Here is a 17,376-nt window from a genome sequence, read left to right as displayed (position 1 = left end):
TTAGAAGGATTATCCTATTTATTTTTGTGTTTATTAAATTGACTTCCATGCGCAATCTTATTGCCCTTATTATCATTGTATTTACCTGTACATCTTGTCAGGAAAATAGCGAGATCAACAACGACTTGATCAACCGCATTCCTACCGATGCTAAGATCATTGTTCATATAGATAATTTAGAAGATCTGGATCAGTTTTTTAGCAGTAATGAATTGTTGAATAAACTCTCAAAGCTTTCTCGTATAAGAGAAATAAAGGAAGCCAGTTCTTTTCTTAAAAACTACAACCTTAAAGGGGAGGAGTCCCTGATCGCTTTGAGTATAGAAGGTAAAAATGAAGTGGTCATCACACTTATTACTTCACCCCTAAAAAAGACTATAGACACTACTAACACTACTTCTGAAATTATATATAATGAAGCAAAAATCATTAAAAAGGAAATTGATAAGAAGAGTTATTATTCATTGAACCACAAAGGAGTGCACCTCGCGAGTTCTTCTTTGTTAGTGTTAGAAAGTATAGTTCGAAGAGACGTATCTGATTATGTTTTTGACGACGGTTTTCAAAATATTTATAACCGAACTAAAAGTGGCAGTACCTTTTACATAAAAGCGACAGAAAAGAAGTGGTTGGAGCAATTCCTCTTAGGTAATAATATCAGTGACAATGGAAACCATGCCGAGTGGTATCAACTAGAAGCTCGTACCGGAGGTACTTATTTTCAATTAGATGGTGTTATTACATATCAGGACAGTCTAAAAATGGATCACGACTTGTACAACAACTTAGATGCTGCAGAAAATCATATTCAAGACGTCCTTCCTCTAAGTTTTAGAAGTTTAAAATCTGTTACTTATCAAAAGCCTTCCCAACTTATAGATAACTTGAAAAGATACCACAGCAATGAGATAAAAGTAGGAAGCCAATTAATGGAGATTCTTGATAACACTCAAGAAATGAGTGAGGTGAAGCTAGAGAAAACAAATGCACTGGTATTTACTTTAAAACCATACGAATCTGTTTTTATGAATCTAGACAGTCTTTCAACAGCAAAGTTTACTTATCGAGATCACCTGATTTATGAATTGGCTAATCCCATAAAGACTCATGCTATACGGCCTTTAGTACAAGCTAAGGAATACAAATTTGTCACTGTTTTAGATCAACATCTTATCTGTTCTAACAGTGCTAGTGCACCAGAAGAATTCATCTCTAATTACCAAAACAAAACTGTTTTATCAGAGCAACCTTGGTGGAACGACTCTAGAGAGGCCTTGAGTAATAGCAGTAGCCTTCTTAAAATCACTAGTGCCAAAGAGTTTAAAGAGTTGGCAAAAGACACTGATCAAGAAGATTTGAAGCTGATTCAAAAACTTGATGAAAATGACTTTCCATTAATGATCAGTCAGTATGTTCATGAAGATGAATATGCGCATTACCACCTAGTGGTTCCTTACGCAATGGGAAGAAGTAATAAGATGCAAGTAAGTCAAATAGGAGCGTATAAGTCGCCTAAAAAGATCATCGCTGGGCCTTTTTTATTCCCCAATCATTTGAATAAAAGACATGATGTAGCTTTTCAAGATGAGGACTTCACCTTGCATTTACTTTCTGAATTTGGAAAAAAATGGTGGAGTAAAAACTTAGACGGGCCTATTCTTGGAGAAATAGAAGTGACTGATGCCTATAAGAACGGTCGCAAGCAAATGGCCTTTGCTACTAATAAGTCCGTATATTTTATCGATAGAAATGGTAAAGATGTGAACGCCTATCCTCAACAGTTTAAAGATCCTATCACACAGCCTTTGAGTGTTTTTGACTATGATAACAGACGCGAGTATCGTTTTTTAGTAACCCAGGGCAATGAGTTGATCATGCTGGACAGAGATGGGAAAACGGTGAGCGGTTTCACTTATAAAAAAGCAAAGAACATCACCAGCCAGCCGCAACATTTTAGAATAGGGATAAAGGATTATATCGCTTTCGCGAAAGCGGATAATTCTATAGCATTATTGAGTAGAACAGGTTCTATGCGTACCAATGTCAAAGAAAAGCCAAAGCTAAATACAGCGCTCTATTTAAATAAAAATAAAGCTTTAGCACTAACAGAAGAAGGGAAGTTGATGGAATTAGATCCAGTAAAAGGAACGGTAAATTACAAAGGTACTTACCGAACTGATGCTACCTTGCAAGCCAATTCAAAAATGCTGTTGATTCAGAATAACAATGAGCTAAGTATCAATAGTTATGATGTAACATTACCTTATGGAACCTACTTACCAGCTCATATAACGCGCCTCTCCAGCGGTGATTTTATTCACCTTATTGAAACAGGAGAAAACAAGGTGTATATCCTAGATAGGAAAGGAGACCTGCTTTCTTCCTTACCCGTTTATGGGAAGACCCAAAGTGCGATAGCCCAATCTAAGAATCGATACCTCGCTACTTTAGACGGTGATGACGTGATTATATATAAATGGTAAGTGTACTTGAATTGTTTTGAAAAGAAGTCAAGATCGTTTGCTATAAGAATATAGAATCAAGATGTTTTATTCATATCATAGGTACGAGCTTAAGTACTGAATGTTGCTCCTAGCTCGAATAAGAGCTTTTTAATGTCTGTTCGAGCGGCAGTCGACAACTATTATGCTTGATTTCATCAAACTACTTCTTGTAAGATGCTTATAAAATATAGGAATTTGTTTTTTGTAGCATGCTCGTACAAAGATTTGAAATACCAACTGTTGGAATGGGCGTTGTATAAAATGGATCAGTAAGTTGTTTTCCTAGAAATGTGGCTTTTAAATCATAAATAGTGAGAATTATCATCTTTTTATAAACCTTTATAGAGGCTGTTTATTCTAAAAGAAATAATTGATAAATAATTAAGAATAATAAAATCAAGCACAAGAATTAAATTGGTATCTTTGCATGCAATAAAATTTTATTGCATGATCTCTCACGAATCCAAGTTTTTAGGCGAAGGTTTAACCTACGACGATGTACTTCTTGTACCTGCTTATAGCGAGGTGCTTCCTAGAGAAGTAAGTATCAAATCTAAATTTACTAGAAATATAACCCTGAACGCACCCGTAATTTCGGCAGCGATGGATACTGTTACTGAAAGTCGCATGGCTATTGCTATGGCGCAAGAAGGCGGTATAGGTATTCTTCATAAAAACATGACCATTGAGGCTCAAGCTCAAAAAGTACGTCGTGTAAAACGTGCAGAAAGCGGTATGATTATCGACCCAGTAACCTTGACAGAAAAGGCTACCATAGGAGATGCTAAGGCCAGTATGAGAGAGCACAGTATAGGCGGTATTCCTATTATTGATGCAGATGGTTATATCAAAGGAATCATTACCAATCGCGATTTGCGTTTTGAAAAAGACGATTCAAGATTAGTATCTGAAGTAATGACTTCAGAAGATTTAGTAACAGCAAAAACAGGGACTTCTCTACAAGAGGCTGAGATTATTCTCCAACAACACAAGATTGAAAAACTACTCGTTGTCGACGAGGAGGGCAAGCTGGAAGGTTTAATTACCTTTAGAGATATTACAAAGTTAACCCTACAACCTAACGCTAACAAAGACCAATACGGTCGTTTGCGCGTTGCGGCCGCTATAGGGGTTACTGGTGATGCAGTAGAAAGAGCCCGTGCGTTAGTTGCTGCTGGAGTAGATGCTGTAGTGATAGACACCGCCCATGGTCATACAAAAGGTGTGGTAGATGTATTAAAATTAGTAAAAGCAAGCTTTCCTGATCTAGAAGTAGTGGTAGGAAATGTAGCTACTGCTGAGGCTGCAAAATACCTGGCTGACGCTGGAGCAGATGCAGTAAAAGTAGGAATAGGTCCTGGATCAATCTGCACGACTCGTGTAGTTGCCGGAGTAGGCTTTCCACAATTAAGCGCTATAATGGAAGCTGCTCATGCCTTAAAAGGAACTGGAGTTCCCGTAATTGCAGACGGTGGAATACGATATACTGGGGATATACCTAAAGCTATTGCCGCTGGAGCAGATTGTGTCATGCTAGGTTCTATGTTAGCAGGAACGACAGAGTCTCCAGGAGAGACCATTATATATGACGGTCGTAAATTTAAATCCTATAGAGGAATGGGTTCTGTAGAAGCCATGCAACACGGTTCTAAAGACCGTTATTTCCAAGATGTAGAAGACGATATAAAAAAATTAGTACCAGAAGGAATAGTAGGTCGCGTACCTTATAAAGGAGATTTGGTAGAAAGCATGACTCAGTTCTTAGGTGGTTTACGCGCTGGAATGGGATATTGTGGAGCAAAGGATATTGAAACCTTAAAAGCAACAGGTCGTTTTATAAAAATTACCGCTGCTGGAATGATGGAAAGTCATCCTCATGATGTGACCATCACTAAAGAGGCTCCTAATTACAGTAGATAAACTATGAAAATTATTTGCATAGGCAGGAATTACACAGATCATATAGAGGAGCTAGCAAACGAGCGACCTGAGGAGCCTGTAGTTTTTCTAAAGCCAGATACTGCTATACTCTTACACAAGCAACCCTTTTTTATTCCGCCATGGACAGACGATGTACACCATGAAGTGGAAGTAGTCGTTAAGATCAACCGCATCGGTAAACATATCGATGAGAAGTTTGCCCATAAATATTACGACGAGATAGGCCTTGGTATAGATTTTACAGCTCGAGATGTACAACAACAACTCAAACAAAAAGGATTGCCTTGGGAAAAGGCAAAAGCCTTTGACGGAGCAGCAGTGATTTGCCGAGATTTTATAAACAAAAGCGAGCTTCCAGAATTGGACGATCTCGATTTTCAATTGTTTAAAAACGGCGTTTTACAACAAGACGGAAACACTTCACATATGTTGTGGAAGATAGACGCGATCATCGCTTATGTTTCCCAATACTTCACCCTTAAAATAGGAGACTTGATTTATACAGGAACACCTGCGGGAGTTTCTAAAGTATCAGAAAACGATGTTCTAAGAGGGGTGCTTCACGGTAAAGAGCTTTTTGAAATAAAGGTTAAATGAAAAAAGTGACTTACGGTTTATCGCAGATGATCCAAATGTTCGATAATGACCCTGTTTTTATAGAAGAAAGGTCTACTGACCTTGATCGTGTAACACTGGCTATAAGAGAAGAAGATCGAGACGATGTGCGTCGCTATGCTCATAAGATAAAGCCCTCTCTAGAAATGTTCGGGCATCAAGGATACTGGAATGCATTGGTGCTAGAAAATTGGGGGAAAGGCGATGAAATAAAGGATACCAATAAAGATTTTATGTTCTTAGATAAAGAACTACAAAAAACGCTGATTCAGCTTAAAAGAGATTTCTAAATGAAAGCGACCATAATTACTATAGGTGATGAAATACTCATAGGTCAGATTGTGGATACTAATTCTGCATGGATGGCACAAGAACTCAATAAAATAGGAGTTCATGTATACGAGATCATCTCTATAAGCGACGATAGGCAGCATATTCTGTCCGCTTTCGCGAAAGCGGAATCACAATCAGACATCGTGCTTATTACAGGCGGATTAGGACCTACAAAGGACGATATTACCAAATCTACGATTTGCGAATATTTAAATGATGAGTTGGTACTTAATCAAGAAGTATTGGATCATGTCACCCAATTATTTGCCAAGTACATTAAGGATCCTATGGTTTCCATGAATAAGGCCCAAGCTATGGTTCCATCCAGAGCAGAGATCCTTAAAAACGATTATGGAACAGCACCAGGAATGTGGCTGGAGCACCATAAAGTGATTTTTGTTTCTATGCCCGGCGTGCCTTTTGAAATGAAAGAAATCATGAGCAGCGGAGTGCTGCCTAGAATTCAAGAATTTCCAGATTTACCTCATATACACCACAGAACAATTTTAACCGCTGGGCAAGGAGAGAGCACTATCGCAACCCGAATTGAGCTTTGGGAAGAGGCGCTTCCTATTCATATCAAACTGGCTTATTTGCCAAGTTTAGGAACGGTTAGGCTGCGTTTGTCAACTGCTGGAGCAGATAAGGCGCTTCTTGAAAAAGAGGTCGCTGAGCAAATCAAAACACTTTACCATCTTATAGAAGATATTATAGTAGGAGAAAGTAATGAAGAGCAGCTGGTAGATCAAGTAAGTCGTTTATTTAAAGAACAACATAAAACACTGGCCACAGCAGAAAGTTGTACGGGCGGAAAAATAGCCAACTTAATTACAGAAATCCCAGGAGCCTCTGAGTTTTTTAAAGGAAGTACGATCACCTATGAAACAGAGTCAAAAGCGGCTATATTAGGCATCGATCCAGCACTTATTGAGCAATACTCTGTAGTGAGTGGTGAAGTGGCTGAGGCTATGGCGGTAGCCGTAAAGAAACTATTTAAATCTGATTATGCTGTGGCTACTACAGGAAATGCGGGTCCGTTAAAAGGAGACAGCGATGCTGCCGTAGGAATCGTTTATATTGGTATAGCTACTGAGCAGGAGAGTTTTGCATTGAAATTTATGATGGGAAATCATCGAGAACGAGTAATTCAAAAGACAGTTAATAAGTCGTTTGAATTGCTTCAAAAAGAATTATTAAAAAAGCAGCTAATTTAGACTTGTGAGATCGAATTAAATATCGTTATTTTGCATTCCGATTTTAAACAACAATAATCATGTCTCGAGTTTGTGAACTTACTGGAAAATCAGCGATGACCGGAAATAACGTTTCCTTCGCTATGAATAAGACTAAACGTAGATTTAACGTAAATCTTTTCAAGAAGAAATTCTATCTACCGGAAGAAGATAAGTGGGTTACACTTAAAGTATCTGCTAGAGCAATAAAAAACATCAATAAGAAAGGAATTACTCAAGTAATTAAAGAAGCCCGAGCTAAGGGTTTTCTTACTAAGTAATTTTATAAAAGTTATATAAGATGGCAAAAAGTAAAGGAAATAGAATACAAGTGATTCTTCAGTGTACAGAACATAAAGAATCTGGTATGCCAGGGATGTCTCGTTACATCACTACAAAGAACAAGAAAAACACTCCAGATCGTGTTGAGCTCAAGAAGTTCAATCCGGTTTTGAAGCGTATGACTCTTCATAAAGAAATTAAATAAGTAAGACATGGCAAAGAAATCAATCGCATCCCTACAAACGGGAAATGTAAGATTAACGAAAGCAATCAAAATGGTAAAGTCTCCTAAAACAGGAGCTTATACATTTGTAAGTGCTATTATGGCGCCAGATTTAGTAAACGATTTCTTGAATAAGAAATAAGTTGGTTAAATAAATGTTTAGAACCGTCCTATGTAAATAGGACGGTTTTTTGTTTTGTAGCTATCCCAGCATCCAAGTCTTTCTAAGACTGGGTCGTTGAAGAATCAGACCCTTTTAATTTCCTAAAGGCAGAGCTGCTGCCATACTTTTTATTCTATTCTCAATACTGTCTTAACATTTAATGGTCAGGCACGATCTACGTCAGAGCATAGGTCCTTCCAGCTGTTGTTAGTAAGTTTGTGGTCAGCTCGTCGCAGAAAACAGCCTTGTATGACCTCTAAGCATAATTTTATGGAACCTGTCTTCCTGTTCTTTCATCACAACTATAGTCATTATTGGCGTTAACTTTCTTATTTTTGTACTCATTCTAAATAAGCCATGAGTTTTTTCAAAAACATATTTTCTAAAGAGAAAAAAGAAACCCTAGACAAAGGACTGGAGCAAACTAAATCCAGCTTTTTTGACAAACTAGGAAAAGCAGTAGCCGGTAAATCTACCGTTGATGCTGACCTGCTCGATGATCTAGAAGATGTGTTGATCTCTAGTGATGTAGGGGTAGCCACCACTGTAAAGATCATTGATCGCATAGAAGCTCGTGTAGCAAAAGATAAATACCTAGGTACTTCAGAATTGAACCAAATCTTACGTGAGGAAATCGCTGGATTAATGAGCAAGGTGAACCAAGGTGACGCTACAGAATTTACCATTCCAGAAACCGATGGTCCTTATGTCATCATGATTGTAGGAGTCAACGGAGTGGGGAAGACTACTACTATAGGTAAACTGGCGTACCAACTTAAAAAGGCGGGTAAAAAGGTCGTTTTAGGAGCTGGGGATACCTTTAGAGCCGCTGCGGTAGAACAATTGGATATCTGGGCACAACGAGTAGGTGTAGAGATTGTAAAGCAAGCTATGGGAAGTGATCCTGCAAGTGTTGCTTACGACACCTTACAAAGCGCTGTGGCACAAAATGCAGATGTCGTTCTTCTCGACACCGCAGGCCGTTTACATAACAAAGTGAACTTGATGAACGAGCTTTCTAAAGTAAAGCGAGTGATGCAAAAAATAATTCCTAACGCTCCTCACGATGTGATGTTGGTGCTCGATGGTTCTACAGGTCAAAATGCCTTTGAACAAGCAAAGCAATTTACTGCAACTACCGAAGTAACCAGTCTTGCCGTCACAAAATTAGACGGTACCGCAAAAGGTGGTGTGGTGATAGGGATTTCTGATCAGTTTCAGATTCCTGTGCGCTATATAGGCGTAGGAGAAGGCTTGGAAGATCTTCAGGTTTTTAATAAAGTCGAGTTTGTGGACAGTTTCTTCAATTAGAATGAGGAGCCTCTCCATAAACGGATGTATTTCAGTTGCTGTATAGAATAGAAAGACGTATTTCTTTGGCTCGAGTTCATTTTTTTTCTACAATAATGAAGCGGTTTGTTCCTTTATTCTAGCAGCACAGCGGTCTTGTGTCTTTTTACTCTGGCAGTATATAAAATTATCTTAAATAGTATATTTTACCAGTAAGAGTTTTATTTTTAGGCAAACTTATTTCATGAAAAAATTGCTGCTTTTCTTGCCGTTGCTATTCTTAGCCTGCAAGTCTTCTGATAGGTCGGTACAACCTGCTGTCAATGATTTTAGAGAATTCAAAGTACTGGATTCTAACTATCTAGATAAGGACCAGATTTTTGGCGACTTGTTGGATGAAGTGGTAAGCTTTCGCGAAAGCGATAAACTCAAAGGTCTTATTCTTGAAAAGAGTATTCCAGAAATTAAAGAAGCCATTGCTAGTGGGCAATTTTCCTGCCGAGACCTGACTCTTTTCTACCTGAAAAGAATCTATACCTACGACAGGGAGAATCCCAAATCATTGAACGCTGTGATTGCCATCAATCCCAATGCCTTAAAACAAGCTGATGCTGCCGATCAAGACTTGGCCTATGCAAAGAAAAAGGGGGAGGAGCTTGCTTATTATTCCATCAAAGGAATGCCTATTTTATTAAAAGATAATATAGATACAAATGACATGCCTACCACTGCTGGTGCGGCTGTATTGATAAAAAATACCACTGCTCAAAACGCTCAAATTGTCAAGAATCTAAGACAAGAAGGTGCGGTTATTTTAGGAAAAGCCAACTTAAGTGAATGGGCTTATTTCTTTTGTGGCGATTGTCCGAGTGGTTACAGCGCAGTAGGTGGACAGACCTTAAATCCTTACGGAAGAAGATCTTTAGATACTGGCGGGTCCAGCAGTGGAAGTGGTGTTAGTGTCGCAGCAAATTTTGCCGTAGCCGCAATAGGATCAGAGACTTCTGGTTCTATTTTATCACCATCTTCTCAAAATAGCGTGGTGGGTTATAAACCTACTACAGGAACTTTTAGCGGTGTTGGAATTGTGCCTATTTCTAGTTATTTAGATACCGCTGGGCCGATGACCAAAAACGTGATGGATAATGCCATTCTAGCACAAGCATTAGGTGCGCCTTATGATGTGATCGATCAATATGGTATTAATAGTTTTGAAACGGCTAGTTTAAAAGGAGTTCGCTTTGCCGTATGGACTTCCTTTAAAGAAAATCCTTTATATGCGCAGGCTTTACTAGATTTAGAAAAGTCCGGAGCCGTACTTATTGAAATAGACGATACCAGACCACAATTAAACGGATTCTTAAAACTGCTCAATGCAGATATGAAAAAGGACCTGCCTGCTTATTTTGCGGGCCAAGCAAATGCTACATATCGCGGATGGGACGTTGCTAAAGTCATGGAATGGAACAGAAAGGATTCTTTAAAAGCCATGCCTTATGGGCAGAGTCTTTTTCAAGGAATTATCGATGAGCCTGCTATTTCTGATGCTGATTTTCGGGAATTTAAAGAGGCGATGACGGCTACTGCTCAAGAGTACTTTTATAATTTGATAAAGGAGCATGATCTCAATGGTTTTGTTTCTATCAATAACTATACAGCAGGAGCTGCTGCAGCGGCTTTCTTTCCTGCGATGACTGTTCCTATGGGTTATGACGATAAAGGACAGCCTTATGGCCTTACTTTTATCGCACCTAATGAAGCAGATCAATTGCTTTTTAATTGGGCTGCTGCTTATGAGAAAATAACCAAACACAGAGTATTACCAGAGAATTACAAAAATTAATCAGGCTTTTTAAAGAGGCTGTTTTTCAGATGGAGATAGAGGTATACATCTCTTTAGGATTTCTGGAAAGGATCAGGTTGTGATGCGACTGAATTAAAAATAGTTAAGAAAAAAGAATTGGAACAAGAACGACCACCATTATTCAACGATCGAAGCCTTCAGGTAACCACTAAGATAGTGGTCATTTACGCCGCTTTTTATATGTGCACAGTAGTATTTCAGTTGCTGACCAATCCATTAGAAGACAGCCCGCTGGCGCCACAAAATGCCTATGACCCGTTGTATTTTATGGCCGTGGTACACTTGGTAGTATTTGTAGTTACAGGTGCTAGTGTGGTGTATAAAAAATACTTTTGGCCACTTACGCTAGTCGCTGTTGCTGTTGTTGCCATGGCTAGATTTTATTACAACGACATCGCTCTATGGATATGGAGTCTTACTTCTTAATAGGATGAAAAACACCCTTACTTTATTAGTACTCGCTATTAGTCTTAGCCTATTTGCTCAGGATCAGGAGCAGCAATCTATAGAATACCGAAAGGAACTTTCTTTAGAATACAAATCTGGAGAGAATAAGGTCTTAACAGAAAGGGAAAAGAAAAACTTTGGCTATTTAAATTTCTACGATTTTGATCCAGAATTTGTGGTGGTGGCCAGATTTGAACCACTAGCTAATACAGAAGAACTGCAATTAGAAACTTCAACTACGCGCATTGCCTCTTATGTAAAATACGGTTATTTGCATTTTACTTTAAAAGGCAAGAAATGCAAACTACTTGTTTTATCCAGTCCTAGTTTAAAAGACGATCCAGAATATTACAATTATTTATCGGTTTATTTTACTGATCAGACCAATGGAAAAGGATCTTATAAAGTAGGTCGTTATATGGACTTGAGATCGCCTTTAAGTGAGAAGGTTATACTTAATTTTAATAATACCTACAATCCTTATTGCGCTTACAGCAAGAGATTTTCTTGTCCTATTCCTCCAGTAGAAAACCATTTACCTGTAAAAGTTACTGCTGGTGTCCAGGGAGGGTTTAGGAGTTTTAGGAAGTTTTAGAAACCAACATGCAAAGTATTTTTCTTGGCATGTTTGGTTGAGTGTTGAGATGTTAAAACTATCGATCATCAATCCAAAAAGTAAAAGTTACTGCTGGTGTCCAGGAGGGTTTTAAGAGTTTTAGAAACCAACATTCAAAGTATTTTTCTTGGCATGTTTGGTTGAGTGTTGAGATGTTAAAATTATCGATCATCAATCCAGAAGGTAAAAGTTACTGCTGGTGTTAAGGAGGGCTTTAGGAGTTTTAGGAAGTTTTAGAAACCAACATGCAAAGTATTTTTCTTGGCATGTTTGGTTGAGTGTTGAGATGTTAAAACTATCGATCATCAATCCAAAAAGTAAAAGTTACTGCTGGTGTCCAGGAGGGTTTTAAGAGTTTTAGAAACCAACATTCAAAGTATTTTTCTTGGCATGTTTGGTTGAGTGTTGAGATGTTAAAATTATCGATCATCAATCCAGAAAGTAAAAGTTAAAGCCTTTGTCTAGGAGGGTTTTAGGAAGTTTTAGAAATACAATTAGTCAGTTAGCTTATTTAGATCTTTTGCGACCGGTCATTTTATTAGCTGCAAAACTTTGGGTATCGTTTAAAATCTTTCCAGCAGCTTTGATTTTAAGGAGGCTTTTGTTTTTAAAACTGCGGACAAGGCTTTTGCAGAAAACCGCTTTCGCCTGGAGCCGCTCCCCGATCAACTTCCATTTTCTTAAGAAAACAGAAAGCCTGTTAAAAACACCAATAAACCACGCCTAAGTTGTAAATTTGCAGCCGCTTATGAGAACAAAAACAAGAAAAAAGAACAGGATCAACGTAATTACTTTGGGTTGTTCTAAGAATGTGTACGATAGTGAAGTGCTGATGGGTCAATTGAGAGCCAGCGGTAAAGATGTAGTGCATGAAGAAGAAGGAAATATTGTAGTGATCAATACCTGTGGTTTTATTGATAATGCTAAGGAAGAATCCGTTAATACCATTCTTGATTTTGTAGAACGTAAGCAAAGAGGCGAGGTAGATCAGGTATTTGTATCCGGTTGTCTTTCGGAGCGTTATAAGCCAGATCTCCAAAAAGAAATTCCAGATGTGGATCAGTATTTTGGAACTACAGAATTGCCATCACTTCTTAAAGCACTAGGTGCCGATTACAAGCACGAGCTGATAGGGGAACGAGTAACCACCACACCAAAAAATTACGCCTATTTCAAAATAGCGGAAGGTTGTGACCGACCATGTTCTTTTTGTGCGATTCCTTTAATGCGTGGTGGTCACAAAAGTACCCCTATTGAAAACCTTATTATCGAGGCTGAAAAGCTTGCGGCAAAAGGGGTAAAAGAATTGATTTTAATCGCTCAAGACCTGACCTATTACGGTCTTGATTTGTATAAAGAAAGAAGATTAGGTGAATTGCTACGAGAGCTAGCAAAAGTAGAAGGAATCGAATGGATACGTATGCATTATGCCTTCCCAACTGGTTTTCCGCTAGATGTTTTAGACGTCATGAAAAGCGAACCTAAGGTGTGTAATTACCTTGATATACCGCTACAACATATTTCTACGCCTGTATTAAAATCCATGCGTCGTGGGACTACTTTTGAAAAAACGAATGCCCTTCTAGATAAATTCAGAACGCTGGTTCCAGAAATGGCCATACGTACCACATTGATCGTAGGCTATCCTGGTGAGACAGAAGAAGATTTTGAAATATTAAAGCAATGGGTAAGTGACCAGCGTTTTGAACGTATGGGATGTTTTACTTATTCGCATGAAGAAAATACGCATGCTTACAAGCTAGAAGATGATGTTCCAGCTGAGGTTAAGCAAGAACGCGCTAACGAGATCATGGAAATTCAATCTCAAATCTCTTGGGAGCTGAATCAGCAGAAGATAGGAAAGGAATTCAGAGTGATGATCGATCGCAAGCGAGGGAATCATTTTGTAGGTCGTTCCGAATTTGACAGTCCAGATGTAGATAACGAAGTACTTATAGATGCAGACAAGCACTATTTATCTGTAGGTTCTTTTGTGAATGTAGTGATTACAGAAGCAGAGGACTTTGATTTATTTGCAGTGCCTGTTGAGGAGGAGTAGGTTTTAGTTTCAGTTTTTAGTTCTCAGTCTCAGTCTCGGTCGCGGTTTTCTGTATAGGTTTTCAATGCGCATTCCTCTCACTACTTCTGTCCCTCGTCGGATGCAAGATTTATAAGGGGAAAGCTTTTAATTTGTTGCAACTACTAGATAGTTAGACGTACAAATGCTTTTTTAAATCCCTGACCATTCCCATAAGATGCAGCATCTCTTGATTTAATTCCCGACCTATGTGAATCGCACAACACCAGCCTTTCCCTTCAGCTGAAGGGAAAACAGGTTCGCAGTCTCGGCTTTGCCGAAATGGAGAACCAAAAGGGTTTGAAGCGATTTTAGAATTGCGAGCACATCTAGATATATAGAAAACTTCCAGCACCGTGAAACCCCTTATTTCATTCGTACACGAATGAAATGTTCCCCTTATTTCATAAGGGGAAAGCTTTTAATTTGTTGCGATGTTGGAATTGCTAGCATAGTCTAGAGGTATAGAAAACGTCCAGCACTGTGTAACCCCTTATTTCATTCGTACACGAATGAAATGTTCCCCTTATTTCATAAGGGGAAAGCTTTTAATTTGTTGCGATGTTGGAATTGCGAGCATAGTCTAGAGGTATAGAAAACGTCCAGCACTGTGTAACCCCTTATTTCATAAGGGGAAAGCTTTTAATTTGTTGCGACGTTGGAATTGCTAGCATAGTCTAGAGGTATAGAAAACGTCCAGCACTGTGTAACCCCTTATTTCATAAGGGGAAAGCTTTTATTTTTGGGGAGATACAGGCTTGATAGATGTACAAAAGCTTTTTATTATCTTCCTACCTTGAATAAAAAACGGATCCATACCAAAAAGTCTTTAGAATACTATCGAAGAAAACTGCGTAGCAATAGCACTCCAGCAGAAAAGTATTTGTGGTCGCACCTCAAATCAAAACAACTCGACGGTTTGCGTTTTCAAAGACAACATTCTATTCGTAATTATATAGTCGATTTTTATTGTGCTTCTATAGGTTTAATTATTGAGCTGGATGGAGAAATTCACAATCATCCAGAAGCAAGAGATCAAGATGAGCGAAGAGATCAAGATTTAGAGGAACTTGGTTTTACGATTCTTAGATTTGAGAATAAAATGGTCTTTGAGAATCTGGAACATATTTTTGAATGGATACGAGATGTGGTGAGAGAGAAAAGCTCTTAACGTAAACTTCCAGCACCGTGAAACCCCTTATTTCATTCGTACACGAATGAAATGTTCCCCTTATTTCATAAGGGGAAAGCTTTTAATTTGTTGCGATGTTGGAATTACCAGCACAGCTAGATATATAGAAAACTTTCAGTAATGTGTAACCCCTTATTTCATTCGTACACGAATGAATAGTGCATTCCTCTCGCTCCTTTGGTCGCTCGTCGGATGCAAGATTTATAAGGGGAAAGCTTTTTAGTTTTGGTAACATACAGGCTTGATAGACGTACTAATGCTTTTTAAACCGGCTGACTATTTCGCACTAGGGGCCGCGCCTGATCCTGCCTTTCCGTAAGCATATAAATCGCACTACACCAGCCTTTCCCTTCAGAGGAAGGGAAAACAGGTTCGCAGTCTCGGCTTTGCCGAAATGGAGAACCAAAAGGGTTTGACGTGATGTTAATGGTATTCAGAAAAGCTGTTTCCAACCAGAAGTTTTCAACTGATACCTAATTCCTGTCTACTTAGATTTGTGAGCTTGCGAGCAAAATTATTTGGCGATTGCTTGCTGTAAGTTAAGGGTCAACTAATTAGCAGCAATCTGCTCACTCAATTCCAGCCATTCCATTTCAGCTTCTTCTTGCTGTGCTTTGATTTTTTCTAACTGAATGGAGTTTTCAGTCATTTGATCTTGATGTATGCTGGGGTCTAAAAAGCTGTCTTGAAGCTTTTTCTTTTGCTCTTCTAGTTGCTTGATCTTGTTTTCCGTTCTTGAAAGCATTTTTTGTTGCTCTCTAGTAGGTCCAGAAGTAGGTTCAGGTTTTGGTGCTGCGATGGCTTTTGGAACAGCTGCTGCAGCCACTGCTGCTGCTTCTTCGGTGTCTTTGTCTAAAGCCAGGTCTGTATTTCCTACATAAGCTCTAAAATCACTGTAGTTTCCAGGGAAGTCCGTAATGTTCCCCGACTGATTAAAGACAAATAAATGATCGACGATCTTATCCATAAAATAACGGTCGTGACTTACTACTATGATACAACCAGGGAAATCCATTAAGAAATTCTCCAGTACGTTCAAGGTAGGAATATCCAGGTCGTTAGTAGGTTCATCCAGTATCAAGAAGTTGGGATTTTGAATAAGAACCGTACATAAATACAACCTCTTTTTCTCACCACCACTCAGTTTCTCTACAAAGTCGTGTTTCTTCTTGTTGTCAAAAAGAAAACGTTCCAAGAGTTGGCTGGCACTGATGATCTTTCCTTTGTTCAAGGGTATGTATTCACCGTATTGTTTGACCACATCGATGACTTTTTGCCCAGGTTTGGTTTCCATTCCGTCTTGCGTGTAGTAACCGATTTTTACGGTTTCTCCTATCACTACTTTACCAGCATCTGCTTCTAAGGCACCGGTGATCATGTTCAAGAAAGTCGATTTTCCAGTTCCATTTTTACCGATAATTCCCAGACGTTCTCCACGCAAGAAGTTATAAGAAAAGTCTTTAATCAAATGCTTATCGCCAAAGGATTTGCTGATATTATGCAGTTCCACCACCTTAGTTCCCAAGCGTTCCATATTGATTTCTAGTTCTACTTGATGATCTTTACGTCTGTTGCTGGCTGCTTCCTTAATTTGATTGAAATCTTCTATTCGAGACTTGGATTTGGTACGTCTAGCTTTTGGCTGGCGACGCATCCAGGTCAGCTCCTTTTTAAAGAGTTGTTGTGCTTTTTCTTGATTGGTTTGTTCTACTTCAAGGCGTTCCTGTTTTTTCTCTACATAGTAAGAATAATTCCCTTTGTAGGTGTACAGTTGCCCTTGGTCCAGTTCTATAATTTCATTACACACCCGATCTAAGAAATAACGGTCGTGAGTCACCATAAGAATGGTGTAGTCTTCTTGTTTAAAATAAGCTTCTAACCACTCGATCATTTCTAGATCCAGGTGGTTGGTAGGCTCATCCATGATCAACAACTGCGGGTCTGACAGCAATGCCATTGCCATAGCGATACGTTTCTTCTGTCCACCACTGAGGTTACCTACTTTTTGGGTCAGGTCATCTAGACGTAATTTGGAGAGGATTTGTCGGTATTTGGTTTCAAAGTCCCAAGCATTTGCCGCATCCATCGCATCCAGTGCTTTTTGCATCATGTCAGCATCGTCTGGGTTTGCCATGGAGTGCTCATAATCGGCGATAATTTTCATGGTAGGTACATCACTATCAAGAATCACTTCTTCTATAGTCATGTTGGGATTCAGATCAGGTTCTTGAGATAAGAAGGCCATTCTTAAATCTGTCCGATACGATACATTACCACTGTCCGGCTGTTCTGCACGGGTGATGATGTTGAGCAGCGACGATTTTCCATATCCGTTTTTTGCTACAAAACCTATCTTTTGTCCTTGATTGATTCCAATGGAAAGGTCTTTAAAAAGCACTTTATCTGCAAAGGCTCTGGTAACGTTTTCTACGGTGATGTAATTCATTTGTATACTACTTAATTAGAGATTGCAATATTACGGCCTTAAGCAGTTAGATCAGTATGTTAATCCCACAAAATTTGGTTATTCCTTGAGATGCTGGTGTTCAAATAGTCCTTTCCAATTTTATCGGGTAGGGGCTGGTTTTATCGGATTT

Annotated in this window: 15 protein-coding genes; 14 read left to right on the top strand and 1 reads right to left on the bottom strand. The window is 38.8% G+C overall.

The genetic code is table 11. The features are described 5' to 3' along the window. The first annotated feature begins 47 nt into the window (after positions 1-47). The 14 genes from CW736_RS00745 to CW736_RS00680 all read left to right on the top strand — a co-directional run bounded on the left by CW736_RS00745 (position 48) and on the right by CW736_RS00680 (position 14,758). The gene (locus CW736_RS00745) at positions 48-2,483 is read left to right on the top strand and encodes a hypothetical protein (RefSeq protein WP_101012099.1); all 2,436 of its coding nucleotides are present in this window, start codon (positions 48-50) and stop codon (positions 2,481-2,483) included. Between the two features lie 468 nt (positions 2,484-2,951). Beyond that, positions 2,952-4,424, top strand: coding sequence for an IMP dehydrogenase (gene guaB, locus CW736_RS00740; protein WP_101012098.1), 1,473 nt, complete (start codon positions 2,952-2,954; stop codon positions 4,422-4,424). A 3-nt stretch (positions 4,425-4,427) separates the two neighbouring features. Next, a complete protein-coding gene (locus CW736_RS00735) occupies positions 4,428-5,042 on the top strand; it encodes a fumarylacetoacetate hydrolase family protein (RefSeq protein WP_101012097.1) in 615 nt (204 codons plus the stop codon). Then, positions 5,039-5,350 (top strand): Hpt domain-containing protein, encoded by a 312-nt coding sequence (locus CW736_RS00730; RefSeq protein WP_101012096.1) that lies wholly within the window; start codon positions 5,039-5,041, stop codon positions 5,348-5,350. Before CW736_RS00735 ends, CW736_RS00730 begins: the two co-directional genes overlap by 4 nt. Continuing rightward, a complete protein-coding gene (locus CW736_RS00725) occupies positions 5,351-6,607 on the top strand; it encodes a CinA family nicotinamide mononucleotide deamidase-related protein (protein ID WP_101012095.1) in 1,257 nt (418 codons plus the stop codon). It begins immediately after the preceding gene. A 59-nt stretch (positions 6,608-6,666) separates the two neighbouring features. Then, on the top strand, positions 6,667-6,906 hold the full coding sequence (gene rpmB / locus CW736_RS00720) for a 50S ribosomal protein L28 (RefSeq protein ID WP_101012094.1): 240 nt from the start codon (positions 6,667-6,669) through the stop codon (positions 6,904-6,906). Between the two features lie 20 nt (positions 6,907-6,926). After that, positions 6,927-7,112: a 50S ribosomal protein L33 gene (rpmG, locus tag CW736_RS00715; protein ID WP_101012093.1), complete on the top strand. Its 186-nt coding sequence runs from the start codon at positions 6,927-6,929 to the stop codon at positions 7,110-7,112. A 7-nt stretch (positions 7,113-7,119) separates the two neighbouring features. After that, entirely contained in the window at positions 7,120-7,272 is a 153-nt protein-coding gene (locus CW736_RS00710) for a DUF4295 domain-containing protein (protein ID WP_101012092.1), read from the top strand. 378 nt (positions 7,273-7,650) lie between these two features. Further along, on the top strand, positions 7,651-8,604 hold the full coding sequence (ftsY, locus tag CW736_RS00705; RefSeq protein WP_101012091.1) for a signal recognition particle-docking protein FtsY: 954 nt from the start codon (positions 7,651-7,653) through the stop codon (positions 8,602-8,604). Positions 8,605-8,827: 223 nt separating this feature from the next. Next, complete coding sequence (locus CW736_RS00700) at positions 8,828-10,426, top strand: amidase family protein (protein ID WP_101012090.1); 1,599 nt, start codon at positions 8,828-8,830, stop codon at positions 10,424-10,426. 117 nt (positions 10,427-10,543) lie between these two features. After that, complete coding sequence (locus CW736_RS00695; RefSeq protein WP_157810848.1) at positions 10,544-10,873, top strand: hypothetical protein; 330 nt, start codon at positions 10,544-10,546, stop codon at positions 10,871-10,873. Positions 10,874-10,877: 4 nt separating this feature from the next. Then, positions 10,878-11,489, top strand: coding sequence for a DUF1684 domain-containing protein (locus tag CW736_RS00690; RefSeq protein ID WP_101012088.1), 612 nt, complete (start codon positions 10,878-10,880; stop codon positions 11,487-11,489). Between the two features lie 769 nt (positions 11,490-12,258). Further along, positions 12,259-13,569 carry a 30S ribosomal protein S12 methylthiotransferase RimO gene (gene rimO / locus CW736_RS00685; protein ID WP_101012087.1) on the top strand — a complete coding sequence of 437 codons (1,311 nt, stop codon included), beginning with the start codon at positions 12,259-12,261 and terminating at the stop codon, positions 13,567-13,569. Positions 13,570-14,383: 814 nt separating this feature from the next. Further along, on the top strand, positions 14,384-14,758 hold the full coding sequence (locus tag CW736_RS00680) for an endonuclease domain-containing protein (RefSeq protein ID WP_101014972.1): 375 nt from the start codon (positions 14,384-14,386) through the stop codon (positions 14,756-14,758). Between the two features lie 571 nt (positions 14,759-15,329). On the opposite strand, the gene CW736_RS00675 is transcribed toward CW736_RS00680, so the two are convergent. After that, complete coding sequence (locus CW736_RS00675) at positions 15,330-17,225, bottom strand: ABC-F family ATP-binding cassette domain-containing protein (RefSeq protein WP_101012086.1); 1,896 nt, start codon at positions 17,223-17,225, stop codon at positions 15,330-15,332. Positions 17,226-17,376 lie beyond the last annotated feature (151 nt).

Origin of the sequence: Nonlabens sp. MB-3u-79, from assembly GCF_002831625.1 — a bacterium.
Taxonomy (GTDB): Bacteria; Bacteroidota; Bacteroidia; order Flavobacteriales; family Flavobacteriaceae; genus Nonlabens.
This window is presented reverse-complemented; position numbering and strand designations above follow the sequence as displayed.